Source organism: Klebsiella sp. 2019SCSN059 (assembly GCF_021739525.1).
GTDB lineage: Bacteria > Pseudomonadota > Gammaproteobacteria > Enterobacterales > Enterobacteriaceae > Klebsiella > Klebsiella quasipneumoniae.
The window spans coordinates 120265-139243 of sequence record NZ_JAKKOM010000013.1 but is presented as its reverse complement, the minus strand read 5'-3'; the positions used below and the strand labels follow the sequence as shown (position 1 = coordinate 139243).

Genomic DNA, 18979 nt, shown 5'->3' with positions numbered 1-18979 from the left:
TTAGCCGCCACCCGACACAAACGAGGCTCCACGCCCGCAGTTCTTGCCCGGCGGCGCTGCGCTTGCGCGGGCCTGGGCCAGGTTTCCCGTCGCGGGGTGCGTCTTTCCGGAGCGCTGCCCGGGGTGACAAATGGCACGTAAACGTAGGTCGGGTAAGGCGTTAGCCGCCACCCGACACAAACGAGGCTCCACGCCCGCAGTTCTTGCCCGGCGGCGCTGCGCTTGCGCGGGCCTGGGGGACGGCGCCTGTTTCTTCAGGACGCGACGGCTTCGCCTTCGTCGAGGCTTTTCTGCCGGTTCGACGGCTGGGTAAAGTACTGCTTATCCTCCCAGCGCAGGCAGGTGAGTTCCCCCCCCCAGCAGCAGCCGGTATCCAGCGCGTAAATGCCCTCCGGCGTACCGCGTCCCTCCAGCGACGCCCAGTGGCCAAAGGCAATGCTGTAGGCACTGCTGACCGGTCCCGGAATGGCAAACCACGGCTTCAGCGGCGCCGGGGCGTCCTCGGGCGCTTCTTTCGAGTACATATCCAGCTGGCCGTTCGGGAAGCAGTAGCGCATGCGGGTGAAGGCGTTAGAGATAAAGCGCAGGCGCGCCAGGCCGCTCAGCTCGTTGCTCCAGTGATTCGGCATGTCGCCGTACATGGCATCGAGGAAGAAAGGGTAGGAGTCGCTGGAGAGCACCGCTTCTACATCGCGCGCGCACTGCTGGGCAGTCTCCAGATCCCACTGCGGGGTGATGCCGGCGTGGGCCATCACCAGCTTTTTCTCTTCGTCCACCTGGAGCAGCGGCTGACGACGCAGCCAGTTAAGGAGCTCATCGGCATCCGGCGCTTCCAGCAGTGATTTCAGACGATCCTTCGGCTTGTTGCGGCTGATGCCGGCGAAGACCGCCAGCAGGTGTAAATCATGATTGCCCAGCACCAGTCGCACGCTGTCGCCCAGAGATTTGACATAGCGCAGAACCTCCAGCGAACCCGGGCCACGGGCCACCAGATCGCCGGTCAGCCACAGCGTATCGATCGCCGGGTCGAATTCAACCTGCGCTAATAATGCGATCAGTTCATCGTAGCAACCGTGAACGTCGCCAATAAGGTATGTTGACATTGTTTTAATGAATGAGCGTTGGAACTGCGAGACGGAAAACAGGGATCTCGATACGGAACGGCGCGCCGTCGATATCGATCATCTCATAATGACCCTGCATGGTTCCCAGCGGCGTTTCAATGACCGCGCCGCTGGTATATTGATATTCACCGCCGGCGGGAATATGCGGTTGCTCGCCGACCACCCCTTCACCCTGAACTTCAGTCTCACGACCGTGGCCGTTAGTGATGAGCCAGTAGCGGCCAAGCAGCTGAACCTGACTCCGCCCCAGATTGCGAATGGTGACGGTATAAGCGAAGACGTAGCGCTCTTCTTCCGGAGAAGACTGCGATTCGATATAGACGCTTTGCACCTGAACGCAAACACGAGGCGAATTGATCATGGTTAGCTCTCCTTCGATGGCAGATTGTCAGACAGCCAGTTGGCCATCTGGCAGTACTGCGCCACGGAAATATTTTCTGCACGCATGGCCGGGTCGATGCCCAGCTCGGTCAGCACGTCCACGCTGAACAGATTGCCGAGACTGTTGCGGATGGTCTTGCGGCGCTGGTTGAACGCTTCGGTGGTGATGCGGCTCAACACCCGGATCTCTTTGACCGGATATGGCATCGTGCTGTGCGGCACCAGGCGGACCACCGCGGAATCGACCTTAGGCGGCGGGGTAAACGCGCTCGGCGGCACTTCGAGTACCGGGATCACCTGGCAATAATATTGCGCCATCACGCTTAACCGACCATACGCCTTACTGTTCGGTCCGGCAACCAGACGATTCACCACTTCCTTCTGCAGCATAAAGTGCATATCGGCAATGGCATCAGTATAGCTGAACAGATGGAACATCAGCGGGGTCGAAATATTGTACGGCAGGTTGCCGAAGACGCGCAGCGGCTGACCCATTTTCTCCGCCAGTTCGCCGAAGTTCATGGTCATCGCATCCTGCTGATAGATGGTCAGCTTCGGCCCGAGGAACGGATGCGTCTGCAGGCGGGCAGCCAGATCGCGGTCCAGCTCGATAACGGTCAGCTGGTCAAGGCGTTCACCGACCGGCTCGGTCAGCGCGGCGAGACCGGGGCCGATTTCAACCATCGCCTGGCCTTTCTGCGGATTAATCGCCGAGACGATGCTGTCGATCACAAACTGATCGTTGAGGAAGTTCTGCCCGAAGCGTTTACGGGCTAAATGGCCCTGATGGACTCGATTATTCATTGGGTATTAACAATCATTTTGATGGCGAGATTAAGCGCCGTGATAAAACTGCCGACGTCCGCTGTTCCCTGGCCCGCTAATTCCAGCGCGGTGCCGTGGTCGACGGAGGTACGAATAAAAGGTAAACCGAGCGTAATATTCACGCCGCGGCCAAAGCCCTGGTATTTTAGCACGGGCAGGCCCTGATCGTGGTACATCGCGAGTACCGCATCGGCATGGTCAAGGTATTTGGGCTGAAAAAGGGTGTCAGCCGGCAGCGGACCGCTGAGGTGCATCCCCTTCGCGCGCATCTCTTCCAGCACCGGAATGATGGTGTCTATCTCTTCCGTTCCCATATGACCGCCTTCGCCAGCGTGCGGGTTAAGCCCGCAAACCAGCACATGCGGCTGGGCAATGCCAAATTTCGTGCGCAGGTCGTGATCGAGAATCGTGATGATCTCGCGCAGCAGGTCGGGCGTTATCGCCTCGCTGATGGCTTTCAACGGCAGATGGGTCGTCACTAGCGCCACCCGCAGCTCCTCGGTCGCCAGCATCATCACCACTTTGCTGGCCTGCGCGCGCTCTTCGAAGAACTCGGTATGACCGGTGAAGGCGATGCCGGCGTCGTTGATGTTGCCTTTGTGCACCGGGCCGGTCACTAACGCCGCAAATTCGCCGCTCAGGCAGCCGTCGCAGGCGCGCGCCAGCGTCTCGACTACGTAGGCGCCGTTTTGTACGTTCAGCACGCCGGGCTCCGCCGGGACGCTCAGCGGTACGTTAAGCAGCGTCAGCGTACCGGCACGCTGCGGAACGGGCGGTTGCGCAGCATCGTATGGCAGGAGAGATAAAGGAAGACCGAGCCTCTGGGCTCGGTCAGTTAACAGGGCGCCGTCGGCGCAGATCACCAGCTCAACTGGCCAGTCGCGCTGGGCAAGCTGCACGACCAGGTCAGGGCCAATCCCGGCGGGTTCGCCGGGAGTGATAACAACTTTACGGGTTTCAGGCATCGATATTAGTTGCTCAGAATTTTAACATATGCACTGGCGCGCTGTTCCTGCATCCAGGTTGCCGCTTCTTCAGAGAATTTGCGGTTCATCAGCATACGGTAAGCACGATCTTTCTGCGCGGCGTCGGTTCTGTCGACCTGACGGCTATCCAGCAGTTCGATCAGATGCCAGCCGAAGGAGGAGTGCACCGGCCCGCTGGTCTGCCCTTTGTTCAGACGCATCAGCGCATCGCGGAACGCCGGGTCGAAGATATCCGGCGTGGCCCAGCCTAAATCACCGCCCTGGTTCGCCGAGCCTGGATCTTCAGAATACGCTTTCGCCGCTTTAGCGAAGGTGGTTTTCCCGCTCTTAATGTCGGCGGCAATCTGCTCCAGCTTAGCCTGAGCCTGCGCATCGTTCATGATTGGCGATGGCTTCAGCAGAATATGACGGGCATGCACTTCGGTGACGGAGATGTTCTGGGTCCCGCCGCGCAGGTCATTCACTTTCAGAATGTGGAAGCCGACGCCGGAACGGATCGGACCGACGATATCCCCTTTCTTCGCGGTGCTTAACGCCTGGGCGAAAATGCCCGGCAGCTCCTGGATACGACCCCAACCCATCTGGCCGCCCTTCAGCGCCTGTTGGTCGGCGGAGTAGGTGATCGCCAGTTTACCGAAGTTGGCGCCGTTGCGTGCTTGCTCAACGATGGCATTCGCTTGCTCCTGGGCCGCGGCGACTTCATCAGAGGTCGGATTCTCCGGCAGCGGGAGCAGGATGTGGCTCAGGTTAAGCTCGGTGCTGGCGTCGTTCTGGTCGCCGATCTGTTTGGCCAGCGCTTCCACTTCCTGCGGCAGCACGGTGATGCGACGACGCACTTCATTGTTACGCACTTCCGAAATCAGCATCTCTTTACGGATCTGGTTACGGTAGGTGTTGTAGTTGATGCCTTCATAGGCCAGACGGCTGCGCATCTGATCCATGGTCATATTGTTTTGTTTGGCGATGTTGGCGATGGCCTGATCGAGCTGGTCGTCAGAGACCTTCACGCCCATTTTCTGCCCCATCTGTAACACGATCTGGTCCATGATCAGTCTTTCGAGGATCTGATGGCGCAGGGTCGCGTCATCCGGTAGCTGTTGGCCAGCCTGACCAGCATTGAGCTTAACCGATTGCATCAAACCATCGACGTCGCTTTCCAGTACGACGCCATTATTGACGACGGCCGCTACTTTATCGACCACCTGGGGGGCAGCGAAACTGGTATTCGCGATCATGGCGATACCGAGAAGCAGCGTTTTCCAGTTCTTCATACTTTTTCCATTTCGATTAACCGCAAATGCGGATGATGTTGTAAACCAGCCGCATCACAGGGAGCTCTGGTACGGTAAAATGTTCGAACGCAGCATCTGCTGGGTGCCGAGGCCGTAATTAGAGCTCAGACCGCGCAATTCGATATTGATTCCGAAGGTGTTGTCGTATTTGCTCTCGCCGCCATTGTTGTTGCTATCCCAACCGTTGACTTTACGTTCGTAGCCAAGACGGATGGCGTAGCAGCAGGAGTTATACTGGACACCCAACATCTGGTTTGCTGCTTTCCGGGTATTGGTATCGTAGTAGTAGGCCCCGACCACGGACCAGCGATCGACGATCGGCCAGCTGGCGGTCATCCCCACCTGCGAAATACCCTCTTTATATTGCGCCGCAGTGGAATATGACGGCAGCGTGGCCTGAATATATTCCGGGCTGGCGTAACGATAGTTAAGCTGGACTAAGCGGTTTTCATCGCGACGGTATTCAATGGTGCCGTTGCCGGTTGCAACGTTATCCAGACGCGTATCGTACTGGATCCCGCCGCGCAGACCCCAGTTATCGGCAATGCGCCAGTAGGTGTCGCCGGCCCATACCAGTGAACCCGTGGTGTCGTTGTTCTCCCAGTTGATGTTGTCATCACCGGTGCGTGACTCGGTGAAATAGTAGATTTGACCAACGGAAATGTTAAAACGTTCCACCGCGGCGGCGTCATACACGCGCGAGGTGATACCGGTAGTGACCTGATTGGCCGACGCGATGCGGTCCAGACCGCTATAGGTACGGTCGCGGAACAGGCCGGTGTAGTCCGACTGCAACAGCGTAGAGTCGTAGCTGCCGATTTCACTCTGATCGCGGTACGGCACGTACAGATACTGCATGCGCGGTTCCAGCGTTTGGGTGAATCCCTCCTGCAGGTCGCGCTCAAAGACCATTTTGCCGTCGATTTTAAACTGCGGCATCACGCGGCTAACGGACTCTTTGTAGTCCGTACCGTTGGCGGCGTTGTACTTATCAAGATTGCTCTGCTGGTAGTGGGTCGCCAGCAGCTTGGCTTCGGTATTCAGACTCCCCCAGCCGTTGGACAGCGGCAGGTTGATCGTCGGTTCGAAGTGAACGCGGGTCGCTTCCGGCATGTTGTTGTTCGAGTTAACAAAATGGGCGACCTGGCCGTACAGATGGGTATCGAACGGACCGACATCGTTCTGGTAGTAGTTGATGTCGAGCTGCGGCTCAGCCGAGTAGGAGTTGCTCGACTCCCGATCGAAGACCTGGAACTGCTTGGTTGAGACCGTGGCGTCAAAGTTCTGATTGACATACCCGGCGCTGAATTTCTGCGTCGCATAGCCGTCGGTACTGGAACCATACTTCGAGCTGAAATCGTTGAAGTAGTCAGGATCGCTGACCTTGGTGTAGTCAGCGTTCAGACGCCACACCTGATCGATAACCCCCGAGTGGTTCCAGTAGAACAGCCAGCGGCGGCTGTTGCTGTCGCTGGAGTGGTCGTCTTCGTAGACTTTATCCGACGGCAGGTAGTCAAACTCCGTTAAGCCGCTGCCGAGCTGGGTCAGATAGCGGAATTCGTTTTCCCACATCACGCCGCCGCGCTTGTTCATATAGTGCGGGGTGATAGTGGCATCGAAGTTTGGCGCGATGTTCCAGTAGTACGGCAGGGAGAATTCCACGCCGTTTTTGGTGCTGTATTTCGCGTTCGGGATCAGGAAGCCTGAACGACGCTTATCGCCCACCGGCAGCTGCAGGTAGGGGCTATAGAAAATCGGCACGGAGCCAAGCTTGAAGCGGGCGTTCCAGATCTCGGCAACTTGCTCTTCGCGATCGTGGATGACTTCGCTGCCCACGACGCTCCAGGTGTCGGAGCCCGGCAGACAGGAGGTAAAGCTGCCGTTTTCCAGAATGGTATAGCGGTTTTCGCCGCGCTGTTTCATCAGGTCAGCGGTGCCGCGTCCCTGGCGTCCGACCATTTGATAATCGCCCTGCCAGACGTTGGTATCTTTGGTATTCAGATTCGACCAGGCTTTTGGCCCTTTGAGGATCACCTGGTTATCGTCGTAGTGCACGTTGCCCAGCGCGTCCACCGTGCGCACCGGCTGCGCCTGGCCCGCGGCCTGCTGCTGATGCAGCTGAACTTCGTCGGCGCGGAGGCGGCTATTCCCCTGGTTAATATCGACGTTGCCGGTAAAGACGGCGTTGTCCGGGTAGTTGCCCTTCGCATGATCGGCGTTAATCGTCACCGGCAGATCGCCAGGCCGACCTTCCACGAGCGGACGATCATAGCTTGGCACGCCAAGCATACATTGCGTTGCGAGATCGGCAGCGAGGCCTTGTTGGCTATACAAGGCGCTGGCAATCATCGTAGCCAGGAGGCTGGGAATACGTTTTTTCATACGTTGTATTTATTGTTCCATCATCTTGTGGCAGCGGCTTGCAAACGGTCAGAGCCTAACTTACTCAACTTTATCACGCTAGTGTTAATCCTGCCCGTTTCGAGCCCGAGCGTTAGGCACCCTGTTGAATGACGAGTATGATAAAGCAAATTATAGGCTATGTCCCACAATTGACCGAGGCGCGAGTGCCGGGTAACGTGCGGTCATATTCGTGCTTAACGGCGACAAACAGTTGGGGAGTCTATGCAGTATTTGGGTAAAGTGATTGGCGTGGCAGTGGCTTTGCTGATGGGCGGTGGGTTCTGGGGCGTGGTGCTCGGCTTCCTGGTCGGCCATATGTTTGACCGGGCGCGCAGCCGCCGGTTGAATCTCTTCGCCAATCAGCAGGAGCGTCAGTCGCTCTTCTTTTCCACCACCTTTGAAGTAATGGGTCATCTGACCAAGTCCAAGGGCCGCGTTACCGAAGCGGATATTCACGTCGCCAATGTGCTGATGGATCGCATGAATCTGCACGGCGCTTCGCGCACCGCGGCGCAGCAGGCGTTTCGCGACGGCAAGGCCGACAATTATCCGCTGCGCGAGAAGATGCGCCAGCTGCGCAGCGTCTGCTTTGGCCGCTTCGATCTGATTCGGATGTTTCTGGAAATTCAGCTGCAGGCGGCGTTCGCTGACGGCGAACTGCACCCTAACGAACGTGAAGTGCTGTTCGTCATCGCCGATGAGCTTGGCATCTCCCGCGCCCAGTTCGATCAATTCCTGCGAATGATGCAGGGCGGCGCCCAGTTCGGCGGCGGTTCGCAGCAGCAATCTTATGGTCAGCACGGCGGCAACGCCGGCTGGCAGCAGGCGCAGCGCGGTCCAACGCTGGAGGACGCCTGCAACGTGCTGGGGGTGAAACCGACTGACGACGCGGCGACGGTGAAGCGCGCCTATCGTAAGCTGATGAACGAGCACCATCCGGACAAGCTGGTGGCGAAAGGGCTGCCGCCGGAGATGATGGAGATGGCCAAACAGAAAGCCCAGGAGATCCAGAAGGCCTGGGAGCTGATTAAAGAGCAGCGCGGCTTCTGAGTTTTCCAGCCCCTCCCGCCCGGCGAGGGGGTTAGCGTTTGGCCTGTGCGCGGCGATACAGCCGCCGCGGATGGCCGATTTTTCCGTACAGCATCTCCACCTCCAGAAAACCGGTCTCAACGCCATGTTCAAGATAGCGGCGGGCGGTGGTTTTGCTGAGTCCGGCGGCGCTGACCACCTCATCAACGGAAAAGCAGTGCGCTTCCCGGCCGCTAAACAGACCCTGCACCAGCGCCAGCGTTTTCTCTTCAATCCCTTTGCTGCCATTATCCATACGATAGTTCTTCGCCTGCAATTGATAGAGGGAATCGACGTTCTGCTGATCGACGATTTTCCACTCCCGCTGCTGATCGTAGAACTGGATAAAACGCTCCAGCGACTGGCTCAGCCGCTTCCATGATACCGGCTTAAGAATATAGTCGAAGGCGCCATTGCGGATGGCCTGGCTGCAGGTTTCCATATCGCTGGCGGCGGTGATAAAGATCACCGAGCATTGGCTGGTCGCCAGCGCCGGGTCGGTCATCAGCGTCACCCCTTTGCCGTCCGGCAAATAGTTATCCAGCAGCACCAGCTGCGGCGGCGTGGCGTGGAGCAACTGACGGGCCTGAGCGAGGGAGGCCGCCATGCCCGCCAGCCGCAGGCGTGGGTGTTTCTGCACAAGCTCGGCGTGCAGGCGCGCCAGCTCGCTCTCATCTTCAATGATTAGCACATCGACCAGGTCATGATGCATCGTGGGCCTCCGGTTGCGGACAGGCGGGCGCGTCGGCCGGGATAAACAGGGTGAAGATCGTTCCCCGCGGCGCGTTATCGGCGACTTCGATGGTGCCGCCCGCCTGAGTGACATAATGTTCAATAAGATACAGACCAATGCCGTGATCGCCACGGGTTTTGGTGGTGATGCCGCGTTCAAAAATGCGCTCGCGGATATCGGGGCGGAGGCCGACGCCGCGGTCGGCCACTTCGATAATCAGCTCCCGGGCGTTGAGCTGGATCAGAACTTCCACCGGCTCATGCGGAAGCTCGGCGCGCTGCGTGGCTTCGATGGCGTTATCCAGCAGGTTGCCGATGATGGAGATCAGTTCGGATTCCATCAGCGACGGCAGCGGACGGTCAATGCGGCAGGCCGGGTCGAAGCTCAGCGCCACGCCTTTTTCGCGGGCGCGGGTGGCTTTGCCGAGCAGCAGACCGCACAGCGTCGGCGAGTGGAAGTGCGAGGAGATAAAGTCCAGTAGCTCCTGAGCATGCTCCGACTGGGCCTGAATATAGCGGATCGCTTCGTCATAATGGCCCATATGCAGCAGGCCGGAGAGGGTGGTCATCCGGTTGAGCTGCTCGTGGCGCATGATGCGAAGATTGTCGACATAGCGCTTCACCTGGCTCAGCTGGGCGGTGAGGGCATTGATTTCATTGCGGTCACGGAAGGTAATCACCCAGCCCTGCAGGGTATTCTCCAGCATAATGCGTACCCGACTGGCGAGCACGGTCAACTGGTTGAAGCGGCACAATTCATCATGGGTGTCGCGCTCAAGCATGTCGCCGCTGGCGAAAAAGGGCTGCGGGGAAATCACGCTGTCGATGGACTGGCCGCGCAGCTGACGGGCGGGCTGGCTGAGTCCCAGCAGGCTGCGGGCGGCATGGTTAATCACCTCAATGCGCCGCTGGCGATCGATGACGATCACCCCCTCAAAGATCGACTCCATCATCGCCTTTTGCTGGCGCACCAGCAGGCCAATCTCCCGCGGCTCGAGCGAAAAAATCTGTTTCTTGATGCTGCGGGTAAAGTACCAGGAGAAGATAAACAGGGCGGTGAGCAGCAGGACGGCGGCGATAAAAATATTGATCACTTTGCTCAGGGTAATGCTGTCGAGATAGCTGGTGAGGTAGCCGACGGAGACAATGCCGATCACCCGCCCCGCGTCATCGACGATGGGCGTTTTACTGCGCAGCGAGACGCCAAGGCCGCCTTTGCGAATGGTGGTAATGGACTTTCCCTCCAGTACCGCCTGGTTGTCGCCGCCGACCAGCCGCGTGCCGACCCACTCCGGATGGACGGAATGAAACAGATGCATCCCCTGGCGGTCGCCGATGACGATAAAGCTGGCGTCGCTATGGGCGGCGATTTGCTGCATAAATGCCTGAATCGCCTGTGGGTCATGCCGGCTGACCTGCTGACGTAAATTTGGCATCAGGGCTATCTCTTCGGCCTGAATTTTGGCCCTGGCGCTCATTTCCTGATAAAGCTGGCGGCTGGCGTCAAAGTAATAATAAATACCCAGCGCGATAAACAGGACTGAGAAAAAAGCGACCAGCGAAATAAACAGCTTATATTGAAAAGATAATTTCATAGGTCCCGGACGACGTATTCACCATACCGGCACTCTATCATTTTTCTGTCACGTGACGTAAATGTTAAGGGAAAGTTGTGATCAGCGGCGCAGGCGCCGGCTGTCGCCAGTGGTCGCGGCGGAAATAACGCGTGGCGGGAAATAAAAACCATAAAAACCACGATAATAAATCAGAGATATATCACCCCTGCGCGGATCAGCGAATAGAAACCATAAAAACCATAGTGACCATTAAAACTTCTTTTTTAATTCGGGGAGCTTCACATTAACGACGCCGCTGTCCCTTTACGCTGAAAATGAATAATAACGACAGGGCTGAATTTATGAGCACCACAGACAACGCATTCTCTGCAACCCTAGAACCGATCAATACGCCGAAAACCACGCTCAGGCAGCGCTGGTGGCACATCATGGATAACTGGAAGGTAGGGATCGTCCCGCTGCCGCTGTTTCTGCTGGCCGGGGGGCTGATCGCTCTCGACTGCCTTGGCGGTAAACTGCCGAGCGATATCGTGGTGATGGTTGCTACGCTGGCTTTCTTTGGCTTCGCCTGCGGCGAGTTTGGCAAACGCCTGCCGGTGCTGGGAAAACTCGGCGCGGCGGCGATCTGCGCCACTTTTATTCCTTCCGTGCTGGTCCATTACGGCCTGCTGCCGGACGTGGTCGTTGAATCCACCACCAAATTCTATAAATCCACCAACATCCTCTATCTCTATATCTGCTGCATTATCGTCGGCAGCATCATGAGTATGAACCGCACCACCCTGATTCAGGGCTTCCTGAAGATCTTCTTCCCAATGCTGTGCGGCGAGGTGGTCGGCATGCTGGTGGGCATCGGCGTCGGCACGCTCTTGGGCATGGATCCGTTCCAGGTGTTCTTCTTTATCGTGCTGCCGATCATGGCCGGCGGCGTAGGGGAAGGGGCGATCCCGCTGTCGATGGGTTACGCCGCGCTGATGCATATGGAGCAGGGAGTGGCCCTGGGCCGGGTGTTGCCGATGGTGATGCTCGGCAGCCTGACGGCGATCGTCATCTCCGGCTGCCTCAACCAGCTCGGCAAGCGCTTCCCGCATCTGACCGGCGAAGGGCAGCTGATGCCGAACCGCAGCCATGAAACCCGCAGCCTCGGCGAGAGCGAAGGCGTGAGCGGCAAAACCGACGTCGGGACGCTGGCCTCCGGCGCGCTGCTGGCGGTGCTGCTGTATATGATGGGGATGCTCGGCCACAAACTGATTGGTCTGCCGGCGCCGGTGGGCATGCTGTTTCTCGCGGTGCTGTTAAAGCTGGCTAATGTGGTTTCTCCGCGCCTGCAGGAGGGATCGCAGATGGTGTATAAATTCTTCCGCACCGCGGTCACCTACCCGATCCTCTTTGCCGTCGGCGTGGCGATCACCCCGTGGCAGGAGCTGGTGAACGCCTTCACCTTCACCAACCTGCTGGTGATCGTCAGCACCGTCTCCGCGCTGGTGGCGACCGGTTTCCTGGTCGGTAAAAAGATAGGGATGCACCCGATCGATGTGGCGATTGTCTCCTGTTGCCAGAGCGGGCAGGGCGGCACCGGCGATGTGGCGATCCTGACCGCCGGCAACCGCATGAGCCTGATGCCGTTCGCGCAGATCGCTACCCGGATTGGCGGGGCGATAAATGTCTCGCTGGGGTTGCTGTTCCTCAGCCACTATCTGGCGTGATATAACGCTACGCTCAGCGATAAACCTGCTATTTTCCGCTACAGAACGCCGAAAATATCTGCGTTCTGTATCCTAAATGCTCCGCATTTAGCGTTACAATCAGCGCGCGATCGGCTATCGCAACCATCATCATGACAGTCCAGGCGCTGTCGCATTTATCATATGTAGGAGAGGAATTAATGTCAGTGGATACTCCCGCCCAGGCGGGCGTCAGCATCGACGCATTGCTGGCGGCGAAAGAGCAGCGTGCAGCCCGCCAGGCCGACTGGTTGGCCCATTATCAGCAGCCTGTTATTTCCCTGACCCTGGTGACGCCCGGGGCGGTGAAGGACAGCATTCGCTATCGCAACATGATGGGCGTAGCCCTCCAGGCCTGCGATCAACTGCTGTGGAAGCACCGCTGGCAAACGCTGGATCGTCAGGTGCTGTGGCTGCCGACCGGGCCTGAAGCGCTGTGGTGCGTGGCGCACCCGGCCAGCGAAATCAAAGCGATGTGCAGTACGCTGGAGCAGAGCCATCCGCTGGGACGCTTGTGGGATATCGATGTGATCTGTCCGCAGAGCGGGCAGGTGGGACGCCAGTCGCTGGGCGAGTCGCAGCGCCGCTGCCTGCTGTGCGATGAGCCGGCGCACGCCTGCGCGCGCAGTCGTCGTCACGACACCGATCTCGTCGTTGCCCGCGTTGAGCAGATGATTGACGCGTGGTTTGCCCGCGATTAACGGGTCAGTATTCCCCGGCGGCAAAGCGCTGCCGGGTAGGTCCTAAAAGTCGATCGGCGCGCGGAAGGTCATCGCGTTGCCGTAGGCGGGGTGGGTAATGGTTAGCGTCTCAGCGTGCAGCAGCAGGCGCGGGGCCATCGCCAGCGCCTCAGGCGTGGCGTAAAAGCGGTCGCCAAGGATCGGATGCCCCAGCGCCAGCATATGCACGCGCAGCTGGTGCGACCGTCCGGTAATCGGCTTCAGGCGCACGCGGGCGGTGTTATCTTCCGCGTACTCCAGCACCTCATACTCGGTCTGCGCCGCTTTGCCGGTTTCATAACACACCTTCTGCTTTGGCCGGTTCGGCCAGTCGCAAATCAGCGGTAAATCCACCAGGCCCTCCGCCGGCTGCGGATGGCCCCAGACGCGGGCGATGTACTGCTTCTTCGGCTCGCGCTCGCGGAACTGACGCTTCAGTTCGCGTTCCGCCGCCTTATTCAGCGCCACCACAATCACGCCGCTGGTGGCCATATCAAGGCGATGCACCGATTCGGCCTGCGGGAAGTCGCGCTGAATGCGCGTCATCACGCTGTCTTTATGTTCATCAAGACGACCCGGCACGGACAACAAGCCGCTCGGCTTGTTGACCACCATGATGTGCTCATCCTGATACAGGATCACCAGCCAGGGATCCTGCGGCGGATTGTAGTTTTCCATCGCCATTTTGCGTTCCGTTACTGGTGAGTGACGACGATCAGACGCAGCGCGTCCAGACGCCATCCGGCCTGTCCCAGCGCCTCCAGCACCTGCTGGCGGTTACTTTCAATCGCCGCCAGTTCGTCGTCACGGATGTTCGGGTTGACCGCCTTCAGCGCTTCCAGACGGGAGAGCTCCGCCGTCAGCTTATCGTCGGCTTCGCTACGCGCCGCGTCGATCAGCCCCTGCGCCGCCTTGGCGATCTGCGCTTCGCCCTGCTGCAGAATGGCGTGAACGTCCTGCTGCACCGCGTTGACCAGCTTGCTGCCGGTGTGGCGATTGACCGCGCTCAGCTGGCGGTTGAAGCTTTCAAACTCCACCTGGCCGGCGAGGTTGTTGCCGTTTTTATCCAGCAGCATGCGAACCGGGGTCGCCGGCAGGAAGCGGTTGAGCTGCAGCTGCTTCGGCGCCTGCGCTTCGACCACGTAGATCAGCTCCAGCAGCAGAGTGCCGACCGGCAGCGCCTTGTTCTTCAGCAGGGAAATGGTGCTGCTGCCGGTATCGCCGGAGAGGATCAGGTCGAGGCCGTTGCGGATCAGCGGGTGTTCCCAGGTGATGAACTGCGCGTCTTCACGGGACAGCGCCACGTCACGCTCGAAGGTGATGGTGCAGCCGTCCTCCGGCAGACCCGGGAAGTCCGGGACCAGCATATGGTCGGAAGGGGTGAGGACGATCAGGTTTTCGCCGCGGTCGTCCTGGTTGATGCCGACGATATCGAACAGGTTCATCGAGAAGGCGATCAGGCTGGTGTCGTCATCCTGCTCTTCGATGCTCTCCGCTAGGGCCTGGGCTTTCTCGCCGCCGTTGGAGTGGATCTCCAGCAGACGGTCGCGGCCCTGCTCCAGCTGCGCTTTCAGGGCGTCATGCTGCTGGCGGCAGGACTTGATCAGATCGTCAAAGCCGTCGGTGGATTCCGGCGCCGCAAGGTAGTTGATCAGCTCGTCATGGACGCTGTCGTAGACGGTCCGTCCGGTCGGGCAGGTATGTTCGAAGGCGTCGAGACCTTCGTGGTACCAGCGCACCAGCACCGACTGCGCGGTCTTTTCCAGGTACGGGACGTGGATCTGGATATCGTGCGCCTGGCCGATACGGTCGAGACGGCCGATACGCTGCTCCAGCAGATCCGGGTTAAACGGCAGATCGAACATCACCAGATTGCTGGCGAACTGGAAGTTACGTCCTTCGGAACCGATCTCAGAGCACAGCAGCACTTGGGCGCCGGTGTCTTCTTCGGCAAACCACGCCGCGGCGCGGTCGCGTTCGATAATCGACATTCCTTCATGGAACACGGCGGCGCGGATACCTTCGCGCTCGCGCAACACCTGCTCCAGCTGCAGCGCGGTGGCGGCCTTGGCGCAGATCACCAGCACCTTCTGCGAACGGTGGCTGGTCAGGTAGCCCATCAGCCACTCGACGCGCGGGTCGAAGTTCCACCAGGTGCCGGTATCGCCTTCAAATTCCTGATAGATCTGCTCCGGATAGAGCATGTCGCGCGCGCGCTCTTCCGCGGTTTTGCGGGCGCCCATGATGCCGGACACTTTGATGGCCGTCTGGTACTGGGTCGGCAGCGGCAGGCGAATGGTGTGCAGCTCGCGTTTCGGGAAACCTTTGACGCCGTTACGGGTGTTACGGAACAGCACGCGGCTGGTGCCGTGGCGGTCCATCAGCATCGAGACCAGCTCCTGGCGCGCGGCCTGGGCGTCTTCGCGATCGCTGTTGGCGGCCTGCAGCAGCGGCTCGATATCCTGCTCGCCGATCAGATCGCCGAGGGTATTGAGTTCGTTATCGCTCAGCTTGTTGCCCGCCAGCAGCAGGGCGACGGCATCGGCCACCGGACGGTAGTTCTGCTGTTCTTCGACAAACTGCGCAAAATCGTGGAAGCGGTTCGGATCCAGCAGGCGCAGGCGCGCAAAGTGGCTCTCCATCCCCAGCTGTTCCGGCGTCGCGGTCAGCAGCAGAATGCCCGGCACGCGCTCGGCCAGCTGTTCAATGGCTTGATATTCGCGGCTCGGCGCCTCTTCGCTCCACACCAGGTGGTGCGCTTCATCGACCACCATCAGGTCCCACTCGGCGTCGCACAGATGCTCCAGACGCTGCTTGCTGCGGCGCACGAAGTCTAAAGAGCAGATCACCAGCTGTTCGGTTTCAAACGGGTTATAGGCGTCATGCTGCGCTTCGGCGTAGCGCTCGTCGTCAAACAGCGAGAAGCGCAGGTTGAAGCGGCGCAGCATCTCCACCAGCCACTGGTGCTGAAGGGTTTCCGGGACCACAATCAGTACGCGCTCGGCGGCGCCGGAGAGCAGCTGCTGGTGCAGGATCATCCCGGCTTCGATGGTTTTACCTAAGCCCACTTCATCGGCCAGCAGGACGCGCGGAGCGTGACGACGACCCACGTCGTGGGCGATGTTCAGCTGATGCGGGATCAGGCTGGTGCGCTGGCCGCGCAGGCCGCTCCATGGCATGCGGTACTGCTCGCTCTGGAACTTGCGCGCGCGGTAGCGCAGGGCAAAGCGGTCCATGCGGTCGATTTGGCCGGCGAACAGGCGGTCCTGCGGCTTGCTGAACACCAGTTTGCTGTCGAGCAGCACTTCACGCAGGGTGACGTTCGCTTCCTGGGTATCGAGGCGGGTGCCGGTGTAGGACAGCAGCCCGTTCTCTTCATGCACTTTGTCAACGTGGAGCTGCCAGCCTTCGTGGCTGGTAATGGTGTCGCCCGGGTTAAACATCACGCGAGTGATCGGGGAATCGTTGCGTGAGTACAGACGGTTTTCGCCGATGGCGGGGAAGAGGAGAGTGACCATGCGCGCATCCAGCGCTACCACCGTCCCTAATCCTAGTTCGCTCTCTGTGTCGCTAATCCAGCGTTGACCAAGTGTAAAAGGCATATATGTTCGGCTCTTTAGTTCTTTAATTGCAGGCAATAGTTGATCATCCCCATGTACAACCGGAGATGCGTCAAAATTGGGGCCAGGAATGGAAAGGGCGCTATATTACTGGATGGCAGAACGTTCGTCACGTCCTCCTCACGGTTCATTTTCAGGCTTCTGCGCCCGCGGAATGGGTGTGAAAAAATCAAAATAGCCCCAGCTGTCCTGTCACTATTGTAGCAAAGTCGTCGTTGACGAAGGGCAGGATCCCTTCCGCCACCGGCTGCAGCTGCTTTGACAAATAGTGGTCGTAATCGAGCGGCGATTGTTGATAATCCACCGGTTCCGGGCCGCCGGTGGTCCAGACGTATTTGATGGTGCCGCGCTGCTGATACTGCTGCGCCCGACCCCGCTTCAGGTTGTGCTCATCGGCAAGCCTCGCGGCGCGCACGTGAGGCGGCACGTTGCGCTGATACTCCGCCAGCGGCCGGCGCAGGCGTTTGCGATAAACCAGCTGCTCATCGAGCTCGCCGTTCATCAGCCTGGCGATAGTCTCCCGCACATAATCCTGATACGGCTGGTTGCGGAAGATGCGCAGGTACAGCTCCTGCTGAAACTGCTGGGCCAGCGGCGTCCAGTCGGTGCGCACCGTTTCCAGCCCTTTGAAAACCATGCGCTGGCCGTCGCCCTCCTGAATCATGCCGGCGTAACGCTTCTTGCTGCCGGTATCGGCGCCGCGGATCGTCGGCATCAGAAAACGGCAGAAGTGGGTTTCGTATTCCAGCTCCAGGGCGCTGGTAAGCTGGCTTTTGCCAAGCTCTTGCGCCCACCAGGCATTGACATCGTTCACCAGCGTCCGGCCAATCTCCGCCGCCTGCGCTTCGCTGTGCGGGCGCTTAAGCCAGACGAAGGTGGAGTCGGTATCGCCGTAGATAACGTCATAGCCTTTGGCTTCAATTATCGCTTTGGTCTGACGCATGATCGCGTGGCCGCGCATGGTGATCGACGAGGCGAGACGCGGGTCGAAGAAGCGGCAGGCGCTGGTGCCCAGTACGCCGTAAAAGGCGTTCATGATGATCTTCAGCGCCTGGGAGAGCGGCTTATTGTGCCGGCGCTTGGCTTCATCGCGGCCATGCCAGATCTGGCTGACAATCCCCGGCAGGCAGTGCTTGTCTCGCGAGAAGCGTGCGCCGAGGAAGCCCTCAATGCTGTGCTGGTCATCGGGCTGCGCCAGACCCTCCACCAGGCCGACCGGATCGATTAAAAAGGTGCGAATGATCGACGGATACAGGCTCTTGTAGTCCAGGACCAGCACCGAGTCATACAGGCCGGGGCGGGAGTCCATCACATATCCGCCGGGGCTCGCCTGCGGCGGCACGTCGCCGAGGTTCGGCGCCACGTAGCCCAGGCGGTGCATGCGCGGAAAATAGAGGTGGCTGAAGGCGGCGACCGAGCCGCCGTGGCGATCGGCGGGCAGGCCGTTGACCGTCGCTCGTTCGAGCAGAAACGGCATGATCTCCGTTTTGTGGAAGATCCGCGTCACCAGCTCGCAGTCCTGCAGGTTATAGATGGCCAGCGCCGGTTTATCGTCATGGAAGCGGCGATCGATCTCGTCCATCCGATCCCACGGGTTGTCGATGGCTTTGCCTTCGCCCAACAGCTCGCGCGCCACCGCCTCCAGCGAAAAGGAAGAGAAATTCCAGAACGCCGATTTCAGCGCCTCGATACCGTCGATAATCAGCCGGCCGTGGGCCTGGGCGAAGAAGACGCCGTTCTTAAAGCCGTGCTCGCGCCACTCCAGCTCGCTGTTGCCGCGGCCGAGCCGCAGCGGGATACGATAGCGTTCGGCATGCTTTTGCAGGACGCGCAGATCGAACTGCACCACGTTCCAGCCGATCAGCACGTCGGGGTCGTGATCGGCAAACCAGGCGTTGAGCTTTTCCAGCAGCAGGGGGCGACTGGCGACGTAGACCAGTTCGAAATCGACGTCTGGCGGCGTTTCCGGTTCGGGGCCCAGCATGTAGACCACCCGCTGACCGCAGCCTTCCAGGCCGATGCAGTAAAGCTCGCCGTGACGGCTGGTTTCGATATCCAGCGACACCCATTTCAGCGGCGGGCGATAGTCAGGATGGGGTTTCATGCGCGCGTTGACCAGATGCGGGCCACGCGTTTCGCCTTCCACCCACACCGGGGCGGTAATAAAGCGCTCCATCAGGTAGCGCTCCGGCGGACGGATATCGCCCTCATAGAGGGTGACGCCGCTGTCGCGGAGCATCTTCTCCAGACGCATCAATTGACGATGGGCGCGGCAGTAGAGGCCGACCACCGGCTGGCGGTGGAAATCTTTCAGGGCCAGCGGGGCGAAGCGGAAGCCTTTCTCACCCTGCAGCAGTCGCTCAGCCTGCGCCCGCTGCGCGGCGGGGATAAAGGCGACGGACTCCTGCGGCGGCAGCGTGACCTGCAGCGGGCCGTCGTCGGTGGCCAGCCAGAAGGACAGCTCGGTGCCTTGCGGAGTGTCCCGCCAGTGACGGGTGAGTAAAAAACCTGCTCGTGGCTGGGTCACG

The 18979-nt window shown here is 59.6% G+C and carries 14 protein-coding genes; 3 read left to right on the top strand and 11 right to left on the bottom strand.

Annotated elements, in window-relative coordinates; translation table 11 throughout:
* Positions 1-254 precede the first annotated feature (254 nt).
* The 6 genes from apaH to lptD are packed head-to-tail and all read right to left on the bottom strand — an operon-like array spanning position 255 to position 6990.
* Positions 255-1103: a bis(5'-nucleosyl)-tetraphosphatase (symmetrical) ApaH gene (gene apaH / locus L2I46_RS15535; RefSeq protein WP_023291949.1), complete on the bottom strand. Its 849-nt coding sequence runs from the start codon at positions 1101-1103 to the stop codon at positions 255-257.
* Positions 1104-1107: 4 nt separating this feature from the next.
* Positions 1108-1485, bottom strand: coding sequence for a Co2+/Mg2+ efflux protein ApaG (gene apaG, locus L2I46_RS15530; RefSeq protein WP_004204274.1), 378 nt, complete (start codon positions 1483-1485; stop codon positions 1108-1110).
* Between the two features lie 2 nt (positions 1486-1487).
* Complete coding sequence (gene rsmA, locus L2I46_RS15525; RefSeq protein WP_023291950.1) at positions 1488-2309, bottom strand: 16S rRNA (adenine(1518)-N(6)/adenine(1519)-N(6))-dimethyltransferase RsmA; 822 nt, start codon at positions 2307-2309, stop codon at positions 1488-1490.
* A complete protein-coding gene (pdxA, locus tag L2I46_RS15520; RefSeq protein ID WP_023291951.1) occupies positions 2306-3295 on the bottom strand; it encodes a 4-hydroxythreonine-4-phosphate dehydrogenase PdxA in 990 nt (329 codons plus the stop codon). The genes rsmA and pdxA overlap by 4 nt, the downstream gene beginning before the upstream one ends.
* 5 nt (positions 3296-3300) lie before the next feature.
* Entirely contained in the window at positions 3301-4587 is a 1287-nt protein-coding gene (surA, locus tag L2I46_RS15515) for a peptidylprolyl isomerase SurA (RefSeq protein WP_023291952.1), read from the bottom strand.
* Positions 4588-4641: 54 nt separating this feature from the next.
* Positions 4642-6990 carry an LPS assembly protein LptD gene (lptD, locus tag L2I46_RS15510; RefSeq protein WP_032429098.1) on the bottom strand — a complete coding sequence of 783 codons (2349 nt, stop codon included), beginning with the start codon at positions 6988-6990 and terminating at the stop codon, positions 4642-4644.
* Positions 6991-7233: 243 nt separating this feature from the next.
* Between lptD and djlA the strand changes: the two genes are divergently transcribed.
* Complete coding sequence (gene djlA / locus L2I46_RS15505) at positions 7234-8061, top strand: co-chaperone DjlA (RefSeq protein WP_008807470.1); 828 nt, start codon at positions 7234-7236, stop codon at positions 8059-8061.
* A 31-nt stretch (positions 8062-8092) separates the two neighbouring features.
* Here djlA and L2I46_RS15500 read toward each other — a convergent pair whose 3' ends face one another.
* Positions 8093-8791, bottom strand: a complete 699-nt coding sequence (locus tag L2I46_RS15500) for a response regulator (protein ID WP_072421134.1) — start codon at positions 8789-8791, stop codon at positions 8093-8095.
* Positions 8781-10406, bottom strand: a complete 1626-nt coding sequence (locus tag L2I46_RS15495) for an ATP-binding protein (RefSeq protein ID WP_072421135.1) — start codon at positions 10404-10406, stop codon at positions 8781-8783. The genes L2I46_RS15500 and L2I46_RS15495 overlap by 11 nt, the downstream gene beginning before the upstream one ends.
* Before the next feature lie 323 nt (positions 10407-10729).
* Here L2I46_RS15495 and L2I46_RS15490 point away from each other — a divergent pair, with 323 nt between their 5' ends.
* Together L2I46_RS15490 and citX are read left to right on the top strand one after the other, a co-directional pair.
* The gene (locus L2I46_RS15490) at positions 10730-12094 is read left to right on the top strand and encodes a 2-hydroxycarboxylate transporter family protein (protein ID WP_236947999.1); all 1365 of its coding nucleotides are present in this window, start codon (positions 10730-10732) and stop codon (positions 12092-12094) included.
* Positions 12095-12273: 179 nt separating this feature from the next.
* Positions 12274-12813: a citrate lyase holo-[acyl-carrier protein] synthase gene (gene citX, locus L2I46_RS15485; RefSeq protein ID WP_004204286.1), complete on the top strand. Its 540-nt coding sequence runs from the start codon at positions 12274-12276 to the stop codon at positions 12811-12813.
* Positions 12814-12855: 42 nt separating this feature from the next.
* Here the strand turns inward: citX and rluA are convergent, their stop codons facing one another.
* The 3 genes from rluA to polB form a co-directional block, all read right to left on the bottom strand.
* Positions 12856-13515 (bottom strand): bifunctional tRNA pseudouridine(32) synthase/23S rRNA pseudouridine(746) synthase RluA, encoded by a 660-nt coding sequence (gene rluA, locus L2I46_RS15480; protein ID WP_023291957.1) that lies wholly within the window; start codon positions 13513-13515, stop codon positions 12856-12858.
* A gap of 11 nt (positions 13516-13526) precedes the next feature.
* On the bottom strand, positions 13527-16433 hold the full coding sequence (gene rapA, locus L2I46_RS15475) for an RNA polymerase-associated protein RapA (protein WP_032453828.1): 2907 nt from the start codon (positions 16431-16433) through the stop codon (positions 13527-13529).
* A 187-nt stretch (positions 16434-16620) separates the two neighbouring features.
* Positions 16621-18978: a DNA polymerase II gene (polB, locus tag L2I46_RS15470; protein WP_117132831.1), complete on the bottom strand. Its 2358-nt coding sequence runs from the start codon at positions 18976-18978 to the stop codon at positions 16621-16623.
* Position 18979: the final 1 nt, after the last annotated feature.

Bases quoted from the DNA above. Each gene is read 5' to 3' on its own strand.
- apaH (WP_023291949.1), bottom strand. From the start codon at position 1,103: ATGTCAACATACCTTATTGGCGACGTTCACGGTTGCTACGATGAACTG.
- apaG (WP_004204274.1), bottom strand. From the start codon at position 1,485: ATGATCAATTCGCCTCGTGTTTGCGTTCAGGTGCAAAGCGTCTATATC.
- rsmA (WP_023291950.1), bottom strand. From the start codon at position 2,309: ATGAATAATCGAGTCCATCAGGGCCATTTAGCCCGTAAACGCTTCGGG.
- pdxA (WP_023291951.1), bottom strand. From the start codon at position 3,295: ATGCCTGAAACCCGTAAAGTTGTTATCACTCCCGGCGAACCCGCCGGG.
- surA (WP_023291952.1), bottom strand. From the start codon at position 4,587: ATGAAGAACTGGAAAACGCTGCTTCTCGGTATCGCCATGATCGCGAAT.
- lptD (WP_032429098.1), bottom strand. From the start codon at position 6,990: ATGAAAAAACGTATTCCCAGCCTCCTGGCTACGATGATTGCCAGCGCC.
- djlA (WP_008807470.1), top strand. From the start codon at position 7,234: ATGCAGTATTTGGGTAAAGTGATTGGCGTGGCAGTGGCTTTGCTGATG.
- L2I46_RS15500 (WP_072421134.1), bottom strand. From the start codon at position 8,791: ATGCATCATGACCTGGTCGATGTGCTAATCATTGAAGATGAGAGCGAG.
- L2I46_RS15495 (WP_072421135.1), bottom strand. From the start codon at position 10,406: ATGAAATTATCTTTTCAATATAAGCTGTTTATTTCGCTGGTCGCTTTT.
- L2I46_RS15490 (WP_236947999.1), top strand. From the start codon at position 10,730: ATGAGCACCACAGACAACGCATTCTCTGCAACCCTAGAACCGATCAAT.
- citX (WP_004204286.1), top strand. From the start codon at position 12,274: ATGTCAGTGGATACTCCCGCCCAGGCGGGCGTCAGCATCGACGCATTG.
- rluA (WP_023291957.1), bottom strand. From the start codon at position 13,515: ATGGCGATGGAAAACTACAATCCGCCGCAGGATCCCTGGCTGGTGATC.
- rapA (WP_032453828.1), bottom strand. From the start codon at position 16,433: ATGCCTTTTACACTTGGTCAACGCTGGATTAGCGACACAGAGAGCGAA.